Origin of the sequence: Oerskovia sp. NPDC060338 (genome assembly GCF_042726295.1) — a bacterium.
Classification (GTDB): domain Bacteria; phylum Actinomycetota; class Actinomycetes; order Actinomycetales; family Cellulomonadaceae; genus Oerskovia; species Oerskovia merdavium.
Genome location: NZ_JBHXCQ010000004.1, coordinates 322,184 through 336,799, shown reverse-complemented (window position 1 = coordinate 336,799; position 14,616 = coordinate 322,184). Strand labels below are relative to the sequence as shown.

The following is a 14,616-nucleotide window of genomic DNA, read 5'->3' as shown; positions in this document are numbered from 1 at the left end:
CGGGTGCCCGTCCGGCCCGCACCGACCGGGCCCCGCACACCCTCCGGAGCCCGGTCCCGCGCCGACGCGGCCGACGGTCGTCTACGCGAGGACGAGCTTGTCGCCGTCCGTCGGGTGGTCGGCGAGGGCGACGCTGCGGACCGCCGGGTCCTCGTAGGTGTTCCAGTAGTAGGTCGTGGTCCGGGAGGAGAAGAGCCCGGTGTAGATCGTGATCTCGAACTCGCCCGACCCCATCGCTGCGCACCCGTCGACCATCGCGACCTGCTGCAGCGTGTGGAACGCCCGGCTGACGTTCTCCTCCTCGCTGCTCTTGGTCGGGTAGTGGGCGTTGACGTAGGCGGCGCGGACGAACCGGGAGGGCGAGTAGTAGTCCCCGGGGATCCCCCTCATGTGCGAGCCCGAGCCGAACGGGGTGAGGTGGGCCCTGCCCAGCTCGGTCTCCGGCGGGAACTCGGGCGAGGTGTTGAGGTAGTTGCGCAGGTTCTCGTGGTGCCACGCGAACCCGGGCTGGTTCGTCAGGACGTCGACGTCGTCGTCGAAGACCTGCATGCCCTCGCTCGTGTGCTCCACGACGATCGCGCGCTCCGCGCCGGCGATGATCCAGTGGAGCAGCGAGCTGGGGTACTTGTCGTTGATCGGCTTGTCGACGATCGTGACGTGCTGGAGCGCCGCCTCGACCTCGTCGACGCTCGCGAACTGCGAGCACACCCACAGCGGGAACTCGTACGCGGCGACGTTGACGTGGCCCTCGACGGGGGCAGTGGCATAGGCCGCGTACCCCGGGAAGTTGAGCCCTGCGACGGCCAGGCCCGCGTCGTTGCCGGCGTCGAAGTAGAGCGGGGTGTCCTCCTCCACGATGCCCATGCCGATGGTCGCGTGCTGGATGCTGGGCACCGCGCCGAACGGCGACCTCGGTGCGTACCCCGTGGGCGTGATCACCACCTGTTCCCCGTACCCGCTCGTCCAGTCGAGGTTCCGTGCGAGGTAGAGGTTGTCCTGGCCGTCCGAGAACCTGATGCCCGTGCACATAGCGATGCCCCTGTCGTCGTCGATGCAAGGTGAGGCGGACGCGGTTCGCCATGCCCCGCGTCGTGCCCCCGTCCTCCCATGGTCGTCTCTGATCGACGATCGTGCTCAGCGAGACCGCGAGCACCGAGCGCTCCAGGGCCGGGGCCGCGTCCGCGCGCGCCCGGTCGGCGAGGTCGTCCGGGTCCGGAGGAGGTCCGGTGCTCGGACCGGCGACTTGGACGATCCGCCCACCCGGGGGAATGATCGACCCATGCTCACCCTCACCGGAGCCGCCGGCTCGCGCATCGTCGGGATCGGCCACCACCAGCCCGAGCGGACGCTCACCAACGACGACATCGCTCAGCTGGTCGAGACCAACGACGAGTGGATCCGTTCCCGCACCGGGATCGTGACGCGTCACGTCGCGGCCGAGGACGAGACCGTGGCCGACATGGCGACCGCGGCGGCGCGCCACGCGCTCGAGGACGCCGGCGTCGCGGCGAGCGAGGTCGACATGATCATCGTCGCGACGGCCACGGCGCGCGACCGCTCGCCCAACACCGCCGGTCGCGTGGCGTACAACCTGCGCACGGGCGTCATGCCCGGCCAGTCCACGCCCGAGGAGGAGGACGCACCCGACCTGCGCGGCGTCGTCGGGCCCGTGATCCTGGACGTCAACGTCGCGTGCTCCGGCTTCGCGCACGCCCTGGGTCTCGCGGACCAGGCGATCCGCACCGGAGCCGCGACCACGGCGCTCGTGATCGGCGCCGAGAAGCTGACCGACTTCACCGACTGGACCGACCGCGTGACGTGCATCCTCACGGCCGACGGCGCGGGGGCGTTCGTGGTGCAGGGCACGGACACCCCGGGGATCGGGCCGGTCGCGTGGGGCTCGGAGCCCGAGCTGACCCCAGCCGTGCTCATCGAGACCCCGAACGAGAAGTTCGTCCAGGACGGGCGCGCGGTCTTCCGCTGGGCCATCACGCGTGCGGCGGACCGGGCGCGCGCCGCGGTCGAGAAGTCGGGCCTGACGCTCGACGACATCGAGGTGCTCGTCGCGCACCAGGCCAACCTGCGCATCATCGAGCCGCTCGCCAAGGCGCTGGGCCTCGAGGATAAGGTCGTCGTCACCGACATCACGGAGTCGGGCAACACCTCGGCCGCGAGCATCCCGCTGGGCCTGTCGAAGTGGTGGCACTCGGGCAAGATCCCCGCGGGCGTGCCCGCGCTGCTCATCGGGTTCGGCGGCGGCTTCGCCTGGGCGGGCCAGGTCGTGGAGACGCCCACGCGCTGATCCACGGCCGCGGCGGCTGCCCGCTGCGTCTGCTCCTGCAGGGCGGGCCGGCCGACCGTCCACCCGGCGGGTCCGTCGACCGGTCCCGCCGAGACGGCCGGGCGGCAGCGTGCCACGCTGGGCGCATGGCTCGTGACGTGCGCGTCCGCCGCCTGCGCCGCGAGGCGTGGGGGTTCGTCGTCGGGTCGGCGTGCTTCCTGGTCGGCGCGGTGCCGTTCTACGCCCAGGCCGTAGGACCCGTCTGGGTGGGCGTGACGTTCTGCGTCGGCTCGGTCTTCTTCACGCTCGCCGCGGCGATCCAGCTGAGCCTGAGCGGACGCCGCGTGCCCCGCAGGGGGACCCTCCCGGCCGACCGCTGGGACTGGTGGGCCGCGGCCGTCCAGCTCGCCGGGACCCTCTTCTTCAACATCAGCACCGCGGCCGCGCTGGGTGCGGCGATCGCCGACCCCACGCGCCTGGGCGCGGGCTGGCGGCCCGACGCCTACGGGTCGGTCGCGTTCCTCGTGTCGAGCGCGTTCGCGGTCGTCGCGACCCGGGACCGCGGTCACCTGTGGGACGCGGACGCGCGCACGTGGCACGGCACGTGGCTCAACCTGGTGGGTTCGGTCGCGTTCGGCGCGTCGGCCGTGGGGGCGTACGTGGTGCCGCAGACGGACTCGCTCGTGAGCGCGTTCTGGGCCAACCTCGGCACGCTGCTGGGGGCGGTGTGCTTCCTGGTCGCTGCGCTGCTGTCGCGACGCACGATCGGCGAGGAGCTGGCGCCCGCCGCGTCGTGAGCCGGCTACCGCGGGGTGCGCTCGCGCGGTGCGCTCACAGCGCCCATGCCCTGCGCGACGACGGCGCACCGGTCCTCGTCGTGCGCCGCGCGGTCGGCGGCGCGCTCCAGGAGGCGCCGCAGGGTTGCGCGGTCCGCGGGGTCGAGCCCCGCGAGCAGGTCCTCCTCGGCCGCGGCGACGCGTGCGTCGAGGTCGGCGAGGACGGCGCGCCCCTTGGCGGTCGCGACGATGCGCCGGGTCCGGCGGTCCGTGGGGTCCGCCTGGCGCTCGACGAGGTCGCAGCCGACGTACTTGTCGATCAGGTAGGTCATGACGGTCCGGTCGATCCCGAGCCGCGCCGCGAGCGCGGCCTGGCTGGGCGGGGTGTCGTGCACGACGGCGGAGAGCACCTGGTAGCCGCGCGTCCCGTCGGGCAGGTCCTCGGCGAGCGCGTCGACGCGAGCGCTCCACTCGCGCAGGAGCGCGGTGAGAGACCAGCCGAGGGGGCTGGGGGAGCGGGAGGTGTCAGGCGTGGCGAGGGTCACGACCTCAGGATACAACGGAATGATCTAGACGGAAGATGAGTTGCTGATGATATCGTCTGCAGTTCAGACGATCTCGACACGACCGCCGCTCCCCGCGGCACACGGAGCGCGCACGCATGACGGACTACGGCCACGACCTGATCCTCGGCACCTTCCACACCCCGCAGAACCGCGACCCGCAGGCGCCCGTGCGCCTCGCGCAGCTCGCCGAGACCGCGGGCCTGGACCTCGTGACCTTCCAGGACCACCCCTACCAGCCGGCGTTCCTCGACGCCTGGACCCTCCTGACGTGGGTCGCGGCGTCGACCGAGCGGGTGCAGGTCGCGGGGAACGTCCTCAACCTCCCGCTGCGCCCGCCCGCCGTGCTGGCCCGTGCCGGGGCGAGCCTCGACCTGCTCTCGGGCGGCCGGTTCGCCATGGGCCTGGGCGCCGGCGCGTTCTGGGACGCGATCGAGGCCATGGGCACGCCTCGCCTCGCGCCGGGCGAGGCCGTCACCGCGCTCGAGGAGGCCATCGACATCATCCGAGGCATCTGGGACACGAGCGACCGGACGCCCCTGCGTGTGCACGGCACGCACCACCAGGTCGAGGGCGCCAAGCGCGGCCCCGCCCCGGCGCACGACGTCCCGCTGTGGATCGGGGCGGTCAAGCCCCGCATGCAGCGGCTCATCGGCCGCAAGGGTGACGGCTGGCTGCCCTCGCTGTCCTACCTCCAGCCCGGCGACCTGGCCAAGGGCAACGCCGTGATCGACGAGGCCGCGCTCGCCGCGGGCCGTGACCCGAGCGCGGTGCGCCGCATGCTCAACGTCAACGGCAAGTTCTCCACGAGCCGGCTCGGCTACCTCCAGGGACCGCCCGCGCAGTGGGTCGAGGAGCTCGGTGCGCTCGCGCTCGAGGACGGCGTCTCGGGGTTCGTCCTCGCGACCGACGACCCGCGCGAGATCCAGGTCTTCGGCGAGGAGGTCGCCCCCGCGCTGCGCGAGCTCGTCGCGGCCGAGCGGCGGTCCGCCGGGACGGCGCCCGCCGCTCACCGTCGCGGGGCCTCGGCCCTCGCGGCCCGCCGCGAGGGCATCGACTACGGCTCGCTCCCCGCGACCCTGAGCGAGCACGCGGTCGAGCCGGGGGACCGTGCGTACGACGCGGTGCGGCACACCTACATGCGCTCGGGGGCGCCCGGCATCGTGCTCCGCCCGCGCACCGCGGACGAGGTCGCCGAGGCCGTCGTCTGGGCCCGGGAGCAGGACGTGCCGCTCGCGGTGCGGTCGGCCGGCCACGGCATCAGCGGGCGCTCGACCAACGACGGAGGGGTGCTGCTCGACGTCGGTGCCCTGGACCAGGTCGTCGTGCCCGAGGACGGCTCGCGCCGCGTGCGGCTGGGGGCCGGTGGGACCTGGGGGCAGGTCGCCGAGGTCCTCTCGCCCCACGGGCTCGCGATCAGCTCGGGCGACTCCGGAGGCGTGGGCGTCGGTGGACTGGCCACGACGGGCGGGATCGGTCTCATGGGCCGCAAGCACGGTCTGACGATCGACAACGTCGTCGCGGCGGAGGTCGTCACGGCCGACGGGCGGGTGCGTGTCGTGGACGCCCGGGAGGAACCCGAGCTCTTCTGGGCGCTGCGCGGAGCGGGCGGCAACATGGGGGTCGTGACCTGGGTCGACGTCGAGGCCGCTCCCGTGACGGACCTCGTCTACTCGATCATGGTGCTCGACGCCTCGGACACCGCGGGGCTGCTCGAGCGCTGGGCAGCGACGGTCGAGGCCGCGCCGCGCGAGCTCACGAGCTTCCTGCACATGAGCGCGGGCCGGGGCGGACGCGGGCCCATGGCCCAGCTCATGACCGTGTGGGCCGACGATGACACCGACGCCGCGATCCGCGCGCTCGAGAGCCTCGCCGACTCGGCGCCGCTGCTCGACCACCAGGCGGTGCTGACCCCCTACTCGGGGATCGTGCGCCGGGCCGACGCCCAGCACTCGGGGGGCGGGGAGCCGGGCTCGCGCTCGGGCCTCGTCGAGCACGTCGACCAGGCCACGGCCCGCGACCTCGCCCGCTTCCTCGGGAGCGGCGCGGCGCAGCTGCTCCAGCTCCGGGCGGTCGGCGGTGCGGTCAACGACGTCGCGGCCGACGCGACGGCCTACGCCCACCGCACCCAGAACTTCTCGGTCGCGGCGTTCGGGTCGCGGGGAGGCCCGGCGGGGATCGACGGCGTGTGGGACGACCTGGTGCATCCGCACACCGACGGGCTCTACCTGTCGTTCGAGACCGACTCGCGCCCCGAGCGGCTGCTCGAGGCGTTCCCCGAGCCCACGCTGACGCGTCTGCGACAGGTCAAGCGCGAGGTCGACCCGACCAACCTGTTCTCGGCCAACTTCCCGATCCCGCCGGCCGACGCCTGACCGGACGGTCCGAGCCGCCCCTTAGGTCGGTGCCCGACGGACCGGTCCTGCCCGACCGGTCCTGCCCGACCGGGCCCGACGACGGACGACGCAGGGCCCCGAGTCGCCCCCTGACGGCTCGGGGCCCTTCGTCGTCGGCCGATGGCCCCGGCCCCGCCCCGACCGGGTGGGCGGCCGCGGGGTCGAGCCCGGTCAGCCGACCAGGTTGAAGTCCTCGTCGAGGACCGTCCCGCGGTGCGGCTTGTAGAGGTCGTAGCCGCGCGGGTTGCACTGCAGGCCGCCGTTGATGCACTGCTTGACGAGCGCAGCCAGGACGTCCGGCTCCCAGGCGTTGATGAAGTCGTAGTGCCACGACTGGTCCGAGCCGCTGGCCAGCCGCACGTCCGACATGTCACCGCTCACGGGCCAGGCGATCTTGAACTCGAGCATGGGCACGGCGACCGGGTGGCTCAGGGGGCACTGCCCCGCGACGGGGTAGGCCATGTGCGTGCCGTGCCCCATGTGCGAGGCCGCACCAGGCGTCAGGTGCTTGCCGTCCCAGCAGCTCGGCGACTGGTAGCGCAGGTTGAGCTGGCTGCCGGGGGCACAGCTGTCCGGGATCGACCAGCTCTTGGAGATCTCGCCGCACTCCCAGCCCTCGACCGCTCCCGGGGCCGTGCGGAACGAGTCGACGGTCGCCATCATGTCGCCCGCCACGAACTCCAGGCCCGCGGGGAACGGGACGACCTTGGTGTAGTCGTCGATCCCGGACTTGTAGTAGATCGTCATGGGGATGTCCGGCGCGATCGGGGTGTCCCCGCGGTAGAGCGCAGGGAACCAGTACGACGAGTGGTCCTGCGGCACGGTGCACGTCGAGTCCGTGCTCGCGAAGAGCGACTCGGGCGTCGTGAAGGCGTCGGTCGACCGGTTGCCGACGAACGTGTGCAGGTGCGAGGCGCCGGGCTGGCCCGGGAAGACGATCGGGTCGTCCTTCTCGAAGTGCGAGAACGAGCAGTTCGCCTGGAACTCGTGGTGCGTGACCTCGTCGTCGAACCCCGGGGTCTCGGGCACCTCGACGGGCGTGCCGTCCCCGAAGACCTGGAGCTCGTACAGCGAGTAGCCGTAGCCCGTGGCGCGCTGGGTCCCGACGAGTTGGACGTAGCGCCCCGTCGCGTCGACGTCGAGCGTCTGGACCCCGCCCGTGCCGGCCGTGACGGTCGCCGCGGTGGTCCAGGTCGCGGCGTCGTCCGACACCTGGATCGTGAACGCCCTGCCGTACGCGGCCTCCCAGTCGAGGACGACCGTGTCGAGCGCGAACGAGTCGCCCAGGTCCACGCGGAACCACTGGTCGTCGCCCGGGGAGCTGGCCCACCGGGTGGACCGGTCGCCGTCGACCGCGAAGCGCGGGCCGAGCCCGCCGGACTCCGAGCTCGACGCCTCGGTCAGCGCCCCCTGCGAGAGCAGGGTGCCCGGTGCGGCGCTCGCCGCTCCGGCCGCGCCGATCGCGATCGCGGACGAGGTGACCAACGCGGCGACCGAGAGCGAACCCACCAGGGCGCGGGTCCGTCGTCGGGCACGGGGCCCGCCGTGGCGCTGCGGGGAGTCCCCGGGCGCGCGGTGGGACGTGAGAGTGGTGCGGTGCATGCTTCCTCCTGTGACGTCGTCGTCGGGAGGTCGCGCCGGAGCGCGACGCGCCCACCACCGTGCGGTGGCCCCCGGGCGCGGGTCCGGGTGGGAGCGGGGGCGCCGCTCCCACCCGGGGTCTCGTCAGCGCGCGTAGACGCCGAGCTCGAAGAGCGAGTAGCCCCACTCGGTGCCGCGCTCCGTGAGGTTCAGGCGCACGTAGCGCCCGGACCCCGCGACGTCGAGGTCGTCGACGCCGCCGTTGCCGCCCGTGACGGTCGTGACGGTCGACCACGTCGAGCCGTCGTCCGAGGTCTGGACCTCGTACGACTTCCCGTAGGCCGCCTCCCACACGAGCTGGAGGTGGTCGAAGGACCGGACCGAGCCCAGGTCGACCTGGAACCAGGCCGTCGGGCCCCACTGGCTCGCCCAGCGCGTGCCCAGGTCGCCGTCGACCGCGCGGGCGGCCGAGTAGTCGCCGTTCCACGGGTCGAAGCTCGACGCGGCGGCGGGCTTGCCCAGCGCGAGGTTGGTGCCCTGGACCGCGGGCGGGACCACGCGCAGCGACCTGGTCTCGACGCCCACGTTGCCCTGGCCGTCCTCGGCGAACACGTAGACCTTCCACACGCCGAGTCGCTCGGGCGCGGTGACCGTGAACTTCCCGGGAGCGGTCTGCGTGAGCGCGGTCCAGGCGAGCCCGCCCGCCCCGTCGATGTACTTGCTGTTGAAGAAGGCGACGTAGTTGATCGGGTCGCCGTCGGGGTCGGTCGCGGTCAGGTTCAGGTTCACCGAGGACCCGGCGACGACGCTCGTCGAGCCCGGTACGTCCATGCTCTGGATGCGGGGCGGGGTGTTCATGGCGGACGTGTCGACGCCCCAGGCCTTGGCGATCGAGTAGTAGCCGAGGCGCTTGTTGTCGCCCGGGATCACGTTGAACCAGACACCGCCGAAGTTGCCCTCGGTGCCGTAGTGGAAGAACGTCGCGCCGAGCGCCTTGCCCTCGTGCTCCATGAGGCACTTCCAGGACGAGACGTACGCCGCGCCCTTCTCGATGTCGGTCGGCTCGTCGGGCACGCCGTTGACGTCGTCCGGCACCTCCCACTCGCCGGCCGCGCCGCCCTCGGTCAGCAGGTAGGGCTTGTCGTAGCCGCCGGCCTCCCAGTTCTCCCGGATGTTGCACACGTCGCCGTAGGCGTTGATCGAGAGCAGGTCGAGGTCCGGGGCGTTGGCCTTGAGGTACGGCCAGGCGCCGGCCCAGGCGTCGGTGTTGGTCGTGGGGTGGTTCGGGTCGATCCGGTGGATCGCGACGCTGACCTCGTTGACGAACGCGGCGTACGCGTTGCGCTCGGCCTCGAGGACCGTGCCCGAGAAGCAGTTCTGCAGGCCCAGGATCGCCTCGTTGCCGATGTTCCACATCAGGACGCCCGGGTGGTTCTTGTAGGTCTCGACCCACTGGAGGATGTCGGCCTTGGTCGTCGCCTTGTAGCTCGTGTCGGTCGTGTAGCTGATGCACCCGCCCGAGCCCGGCCCGCCGCCCGGCAGCAGCCAGAAGCCCATGACCACGCGGACGTCGTGAGCGGCCGCGGAGTCGAGCAGCTGCTTGGTGTCGGCTCCCGTGCCCCACGTGCGGACCGTGTTGGCGCCCATGGCGACGAGCGGACCCATGTAGTGGTCGGCCGAGGCGAACGACGGTCCCCAGGTGAAGCCCTTGACCGTGTAGGGCTTGCCGTCGACCTGGAGGTCCCAGTCGCCGCTGCTGCCCACGACCTTCACGGTGCTCGGAACCGAGTCCGGCACGGGCACGTTCGGGTGGCCCGGGTTCACGTAGTCGGGGTCGGTCGGGTCGACGGGATCGACAGGGTCGACCGGGCCGGCGCCCGGTGTGCCGAAGACCTTGAGCTCCCACAGGGAGCTCCCGTAGCCCGTGGCCCGCTGCGTCGCGAGGAGCCGGACGTAGCGGCCGGTACCGGTGACGGCGAGCGTCTGGTCGCCGCCGGCCGAGCTCTGCGTCGAGTAGACGTCGGTCCAGGTCGTGGCGTCGTCGGAGACCTGGATCTGGAACGCCTTGGCGTGCGCCGACTCCCACTGGAGCTCGACGCGCTCGATCGTGGAGCGCTGCTGGAGATCGACCTGGATCCACTGGGGATCGGACCAGGCGCTGGCCCAGCGCGTGCCCGGGTTGCCGTCCACGGCCGCCGAGGCGGGCGTGTAGTCGGGGTTCTCGACCGACGACGCCGTGGCCGGCTTGCCCTGGGACAGCAGGGTCGGGGCCGCCTCGGCGGCTCCGACGGGTACCAGGGTCGCGGACGCGACGAGCAGCGACAGGGCGAGCGCGGTCAGGCTGCGCCGCCTGCTGCGCCGCGGTCTGGCAGGGGTGTGCGGGGGTCTCATGTTCTACCTCTCGGGGGAGACAGGAGTCCTGGCCGTCGTCGGCAGGCTCCGGGAATCAGTTCTTCGTCGAGCTGGATCCATCCGGGAGAGCGCTCTCATCCGAATTCGGAGTATTCCGACGTTCAGGAGGGCTGTCAAGGGAACGGTTCCCGAAAGTGTGCAGCGGGGTGAACTTCGAGAAGGCAGAACGGGCGGCGACCAGGACGGACGAACGGCGGAATGCTGCCGGTTCGTCGCGTTGGCGCGCTGCACCTCGGCGGGAAAGCGCTATCCCGAGAATGCTAGCGTCACCCCTGTGACAGCACCTCGTCCCTCCGCCGGCCCGACGCTCGACGACGTCGCGCGCGTCGCCGGTGTCTCGCGCGCGACCGCGTCGCGCGTCATCAACGGCAAGCGCAAGGTCGCGCCCGCTCTCCAGGAGCTCGTGCAGAGCGCGGTCGCCGCGACGGGCTACTCCCCGCACCGGGCGGCCCGCACGCTCGTCACGCGACGCACCGGGAGCGTCGCGCTCGTGATCTCCGGGACGGATCCCGAGACGGACCCCGTGACCGACCCCGGCTCGGGCGGTAGCCGCTACGCGGGCCACGTGTTCGACGACCCGTTCTTCGGGCGCATCGTCGCGGGGATCGTCCGGGCCCTGCGCCCGCACGACGTGCACCCGGTCCTCATGCTCGCCGAGGACGACGTGGCCCGGGCGCAGGTCGTCTCCTACGTCCGCCAGGGCAACGCCGACGGCGTCCTGCACGTCTCGACCCGCGCCGACGACCCGCTGCCCGCGCTCCTGGTCGAGGTCGGGCGCCCCGCGGTGCTGTTCGCGCGCCCGTCGGTGCCGCTCCCGATCAGCTTCGTCGACCTGGCCAACCGGGACGGGGGAGCGCTCGCCGCGGAGCACTTCGTGGCCGACGGCAGGACGGCGCCGGCCGCGATCTCGGGACCGCTGGGTGTGCTCGCGGCGAGCGACCGGCTCGCCGGGTTCCGGGACGCCCTCGCGCGACGGGGCCATGCCTACGTGCCGTCGGTCGAGGGGAACTTCACGATCGAGAGCGGCGACGCCGCGATGCGGGCGCTGCTCGAGCAGGTGCCCGGGGTCGACGCGGTCTTCGCGGGGAACGACCTCATGGCCCAGGGGGCGATCGACGTGCTGCACGAGAGCGGGCGGCGCGTGCCCGAGGACGTCGCGGTCGTCGGCTTCGACGACACCGCCCTCGCCCAGCGGGCCCGGCCCGCCCTGACGACCGTGCGCCAACCGGTCGAGGAGATGGCGGGCGAGATGGTCCGGCTCCTGCTCGAGCGCATCGAGGACCCGACGCTCGCCGTGCGCTCCGTGCTGTTCGAGCCCACGCTCGTGGTGCGCGGCTCGGCCTGAGGTTCCAGACCGACGGCCCGCCCGGGGCCGCGACGTCGTGTCGCGGACCCGGGCAGGCCGGCTGGTCGCCCGGTCAGGAGGTCAGCAGGTCCTCCCGTCGAACGTCGCGGGCACGACCGTCGTGACGGCCGCCCCGTCGACCGTGCCCGTCGCGGTCACCGAGGTGCTGCCGGCCGAGACCGAGGCCGCCCGGGCGTTGAAGCTCTGTGCCGCGAGCCTGCCCCCCGCCACCTGGGAGAACCTCTTGGTGCCGTACGGCGTGGCGAGCGCGACGTCGACCGGCGCGCCCTCCTTGTTGGTCGCCGTGACCGCGAGCTGGACCTTGCCGGCCACGCAGCGCGTGACGGCCGTGGCCTGCACGTCGAGCGTCGGCGCGGGCGTCACGTCGACGCCGCCGTAGAAGGCGACGTAGCTCGGGATGGTGTCCGGTCCGTCGGCGCGCGGGCCGACCCCGTTGATGACGGCCTCGAAGATGCCCTCGCCGCCCAGGGAGACGACGAGCATGTTGTGCATCTTGACGCCGGCCACCTGGGGGACCTCGAAGCCGCCGTCGACGACGATCTCGGTCTCCTCGGTGTCGGACGTGAAGTTCGAGTAGGAGCCCAGGCCCCAGGCCTCGTGGTTCTTCACACCGTCCGCGACCTTGTAGGCCGCCCACCCGCGGGTATCACCGTTCTGCCAGGTTGCCTGGTCCGGGACGTCGTACGGCAGCTCGTTCTGGTAGAACACGGTCTTGCCCCGCTCGCCGTTCCACAGGGTGTTGTACTTCTGGTAGTGCTCGACGAACAGGCCGTAGGCCGAGACGTCGTCCCCGTTGACCACGAACCCGTAGTCGGACGTGTTGAGGTCCCAGCCGATGCCCTCGCCGTGGTCGCCGCGCCACGACCACACGTGGTCGACGATGGTGTCGTCGGCGTTGATGATCATGGCCGCGTCGACCTTGCCCGCGACAGCACCGCCCACGCGCATGAACACGTCGTGCAGGACGATCGGGTCGTCCGAGTGGTCGGTGTGGACGCCCTCGTCGCCGACGACGAACAGCGCCGGGGACTCGGTGACCGCGGCGTCGAACAGGATGCCCGCGACCGTGATGCCGTCCTCGTCGGCCACGTGCATGCCGACGCCCCCGTGCTCGGGGATGATCGTCGCGTAGCCCAGGCCCAGGACGACCGTGCCGGGCCTGTCGACCTGGATCGTCTGGTCGACGCGGTAGACGCCCGGGGTCATGAGCAGGTTCTTGCCCGCGGCCAGGGCCGCGTTGATCTCGGCCGCGGTGTCGCCCTCCTTGGCCACGAAGAAGTCGTCGAGCGGGACCGACGTGCCGGCCGTGTGGCTGTTCTTCCAGGTGGTGCCGGTCGTGCCCTCGCGCAGCTCGGGGACGAACACGGCCCACTCGTCGCCGTCGAGGTAGAGGTAGGGCTTCTCGCGGACGGTGCCCGTGGTGTCGAGCCGGGTCACGGGGGGCTTGGGCCACGTCGCGGCCGTGGGCAGCGTGCCCTCGACGCCCGAGTAGACCATGTTCCAGACGCCGCCCTTCCACTCGCCGACCGAGCTGTCGCGGGCGTACCACTGCTGCTGCGTCCAGGACTCGACGACCCCGGTCACGTGGGTGTCGGCGATGTAGCCGCCCGACGACCAGCCGTAGGCCGACGAGTCGAGCTGGAGGCCGCCGTTGACCTGGATGCGGCGGAACGGTGCCGCCTGGGACGTGGCCCAGCGGGCCATGCCGTCGTCGGGCGTGATCGACAGGTTCTCGGCCGAGCGCCAGAAGTTCTGGGTCGCGTTGCCGCCGAACCACTGCGCGTCGACCCAGTCGCCGCCCTTCACGGTCACGTCGGTCGGGTCCTGGCCGACGCCCGAGAGCGAGGTGTAGAAGCCGATGCGAGCGTCGACCTCGTACTCACCGGGCGTGAAGAGGAACTGGTACCGGCCGGGGCCGAACTGGTCCTGCTCCTGCTGGGCGAACACGGTGTCGATCTGGTGCTGGATCGCGGAGTCCGGCATCGAGGGGTCGAACACGAAGACGTTCGGGCCGAACAGGTCGGTCGTCGGGTCGATCGAGGCGCCGGGGGTCAGGACGCGGAGCTCGTACATCGAGTACCCGAACGTGGTGCCCCGCGCGACGCCCTGCCAGCGCACGTAGCGCGCCGAGGTCGTGTCGAACGTGACGACGTCGGTCCCGCCGTCCTGGTTGCGCGCCTGGGCAGCAGTGGTCCACGTGGAGCCGTCGGTCGAGAGCTCGATGTCGTAGTCCTTGCCGTACGCGCCCTCCCAGAGGATGCTCACGCCGCAGACCTCGTCGGCCTCGCCCAGGTCCACCTGGAGCCACTCGTCGTCCTGGCCCGTCCACGTGGTCGTGTCGAGCACCGAGCCCCAGCGGGTGCTGGTGTTCTGGTCGACGGCCTTGGCCGGGGTCGAGTCGCCCTGCTGCGACGAGGCCGTCGCGGTCGCGCCTGCGGTCACGTCGGTCAGGCAGGCCGTGGGGTTGGTGGGGTCCACGGGGTCCACGGGGTCCACGGGGTCGACCGGCCCGCCTGCGGGCTCGCCGAACACGCGGAACTCCCACAGCGAGTAGCCGTACCCCGTGCCGCGGACGTCGCCGAGGAGGCGGACGTAGCGGCCGGCGCCGTCGACGTCGAGCACGTCCGCCCCGCCGTCGCCGTTCGTCACGGTGCTCAGGGTGGTCCAGGTCGTGCCGTCGTCGGAGGTCTGGATCCGGTACCCCTTGCCGTAGGCGCCCTCCCAGTCGAGCTCGACCCGGTCGATCGTGGCCCGCTGACCCAGGTCCACCTGGATCCACTGCGGGTCGGCGGCCAGGCTCGACCAACGGCTGCCGCCGTCGCCGTCGAACGCCTCGCCGGCCTGGTAGCCGTCGGGCGACTGCGTCGAGGACGCCGTCGCGGGCTTGCCCTGGGACAGGAGGGTGGGGCCGTCGGCCGCTGCCGCGGGGACGAGCGGGACCGCGAGGCCCGCCGCGGCGACCGCCAGGGCGAGGGCCGCTCCGGCTCCTCGGCGGGACGGGCGTCTCCGGCGCTGCGGGACGGGTGCCGCGGGCGGCACGGTGGGAAGGGGCGAGAAGGGCATCGGTTCTCTCCTAGGTCGTCGTCGACCGCGTCCAGGCTCTACGCCGAGCAGGACGCACGTCGTGAGAGAGCGCTCTCTCACGATGTCGGCCAGTATTCAGGTGAGGGGGTCCGGCGTCAAGAGAGCGCTCTCCCGCGTTCTTCGCGGCCGCTGGACGCGACCCGACGCGCGGGGCGGC

9 protein-coding genes are annotated in these 14,616 nt (G+C 72.4%); 4 read left to right on the top strand and 5 right to left on the bottom strand.

The window, feature by feature from the left end; all coding sequences use genetic code 11:
• Positions 1 to 81: 81 nt before the first annotated feature.
• Entirely contained in the window at positions 82 to 1,029 is a 948-nt protein-coding gene (bsh, locus tag ACFWGN_RS07260; protein WP_377616287.1) for a choloylglycine hydrolase, read from the bottom strand.
• Between the two features lie 250 nt (positions 1,030 to 1,279).
• Between bsh and ACFWGN_RS07255 the strand changes: the two genes are divergently transcribed.
• Both ACFWGN_RS07255 and ACFWGN_RS07250 read left to right on the top strand, forming a co-directional pair.
• Entirely contained in the window at positions 1,280 to 2,302 is a 1,023-nt protein-coding gene (locus tag ACFWGN_RS07255; RefSeq protein ID WP_377616286.1) for a beta-ketoacyl-ACP synthase III, read from the top strand.
• A 125-nt stretch (positions 2,303 to 2,427) separates the two neighbouring features.
• Entirely contained in the window at positions 2,428 to 3,078 is a 651-nt protein-coding gene (locus tag ACFWGN_RS07250) for a hypothetical protein (RefSeq protein WP_377616284.1), read from the top strand.
• Positions 3,079 to 3,083: 5 nt separating this feature from the next.
• Here the strand turns inward: ACFWGN_RS07250 and ACFWGN_RS07245 are convergent, their stop codons facing one another.
• Positions 3,084 to 3,602 (bottom strand): MarR family winged helix-turn-helix transcriptional regulator, encoded by a 519-nt coding sequence (locus ACFWGN_RS07245; RefSeq protein ID WP_377616283.1) that lies wholly within the window; start codon positions 3,600 to 3,602, stop codon positions 3,084 to 3,086.
• Between the two features lie 116 nt (positions 3,603 to 3,718).
• On the opposite strand from ACFWGN_RS07245, the gene ACFWGN_RS07240 reads away from it, so the two are divergent.
• Complete coding sequence (locus ACFWGN_RS07240) at positions 3,719 to 5,995, top strand: LLM class flavin-dependent oxidoreductase (RefSeq protein ID WP_377616282.1); 2,277 nt, start codon at positions 3,719 to 3,721, stop codon at positions 5,993 to 5,995.
• Between the two features lie 192 nt (positions 5,996 to 6,187).
• Here the strand turns inward: ACFWGN_RS07240 and ACFWGN_RS07235 are convergent, their stop codons facing one another.
• A complete protein-coding gene (locus tag ACFWGN_RS07235; protein WP_377616281.1) occupies positions 6,188 to 7,618 on the bottom strand; it encodes a DUF1996 domain-containing protein in 1,431 nt (476 codons plus the stop codon).
• Positions 7,619 to 7,741: 123 nt separating this feature from the next.
• Positions 7,742 to 9,988 carry a discoidin domain-containing protein gene (locus tag ACFWGN_RS07230; protein ID WP_377616279.1) on the bottom strand — a complete coding sequence of 749 codons (2,247 nt, stop codon included), beginning with the start codon at positions 9,986 to 9,988 and terminating at the stop codon, positions 7,742 to 7,744.
• 295 nt (positions 9,989 to 10,283) lie between these two features.
• Between ACFWGN_RS07230 and ACFWGN_RS07225 the strand changes: the two genes are divergently transcribed.
• Complete coding sequence (locus ACFWGN_RS07225) at positions 10,284 to 11,354, top strand: LacI family DNA-binding transcriptional regulator (protein ID WP_377616278.1); 1,071 nt, start codon at positions 10,284 to 10,286, stop codon at positions 11,352 to 11,354.
• Between the two features lie 81 nt (positions 11,355 to 11,435).
• On the opposite strand, the gene ACFWGN_RS07220 is transcribed toward ACFWGN_RS07225, so the two are convergent.
• The gene (locus ACFWGN_RS07220; RefSeq protein ID WP_377616277.1) at positions 11,436 to 14,438 is read right to left on the bottom strand and encodes a discoidin domain-containing protein; all 3,003 of its coding nucleotides are present in this window, start codon (positions 14,436 to 14,438) and stop codon (positions 11,436 to 11,438) included.
• Positions 14,439 to 14,616 lie beyond the last annotated feature (178 nt).

Bases quoted from the DNA above. Each gene is read 5' to 3' on its own strand.
- bsh (WP_377616287.1), bottom strand. From the start codon at position 1,029: ATGTGCACGGGCATCAGGTTCTCGGACGGCCAGGACAACCTCTACCTC.
- ACFWGN_RS07255 (WP_377616286.1), top strand. From the start codon at position 1,280: ATGCTCACCCTCACCGGAGCCGCCGGCTCGCGCATCGTCGGGATCGGC.
- ACFWGN_RS07250 (WP_377616284.1), top strand. From the start codon at position 2,428: ATGGCTCGTGACGTGCGCGTCCGCCGCCTGCGCCGCGAGGCGTGGGGG.
- ACFWGN_RS07240 (WP_377616282.1), top strand. From the start codon at position 3,719: ATGACGGACTACGGCCACGACCTGATCCTCGGCACCTTCCACACCCCG.
- ACFWGN_RS07235 (WP_377616281.1), bottom strand. From the start codon at position 7,618: ATGCACCGCACCACTCTCACGTCCCACCGCGCGCCCGGGGACTCCCCG.
- ACFWGN_RS07230 (WP_377616279.1), bottom strand. From the start codon at position 9,988: ATGAGACCCCCGCACACCCCTGCCAGACCGCGGCGCAGCAGGCGGCGC.
- ACFWGN_RS07220 (WP_377616277.1), bottom strand. From the start codon at position 14,438: ATGCCCTTCTCGCCCCTTCCCACCGTGCCGCCCGCGGCACCCGTCCCG.